1 rRNA gene is annotated in these 571 nt (G+C 62.3%); it reads right to left on the bottom strand.

The annotated features are described in order from the left end of the window. Positions 1 to 462: 462 nt before the first annotated feature. A 16S ribosomal RNA gene (locus PFX91_RS23065) occupies positions 463 to 571 on the bottom strand; the annotation flags it as partial.

Here is a 571-nt window from a genome sequence, read left to right as displayed (position 1 = left end):
CGTCCTTCATCGGCGCCTGGTGCCAAGGCATCCACCGTATGCCACTTTCACTTGGCCACTACAGATAACAAGATGCTCGCGCACACTATTCACAAATCAAAACACCAACCGCACACCCCACCACCACACAGAAGCCGACACCACACCCCCACCACGGAGGCCCGGCACCCTACTTCCACGAGTTCGCAGAGGCGGTCCGCGGGAACCAACACACCCTGACCCCAAGGCCAGGAGGTTGCTTCCTCAGACACCCAACAGCGCGCCCCCCAGGCGCTTCCAGCACACCCAGGGGCCAGGTCCGATGACACAATCTCCAAACCACCCCCCACCCCACCACCCCGCCCACAGGCGGGAGGCTCCGCCCACCCGCCCACCAGGGCGAGAAGACGGACACGGGTGCGGGTCCACTTTCGAGTCCGACCAACACATCGACATGACGTTGGTCTGCAAAAGACTCCTTAGAAAGGAGGTGATCCAGCCGCACCTTCCGGTACGGCTACCTTGTTACGACTTCGTCCCAATCGCCAGCCCCACCTTCACTCACTCCCTCCCCGAAGGGTTAGGCCGCAAG

It is taken from the genome of Nocardiopsis sp. ATB16-24 (assembly GCF_030271535.1).
Classification (GTDB): Bacteria; Actinomycetota; Actinomycetes; order Streptosporangiales; family Streptosporangiaceae; genus Nocardiopsis.
The sequence above is the reverse complement of the archived record's forward strand: the minus strand, read 5'-3'. Positions and strand labels throughout refer to the sequence as shown.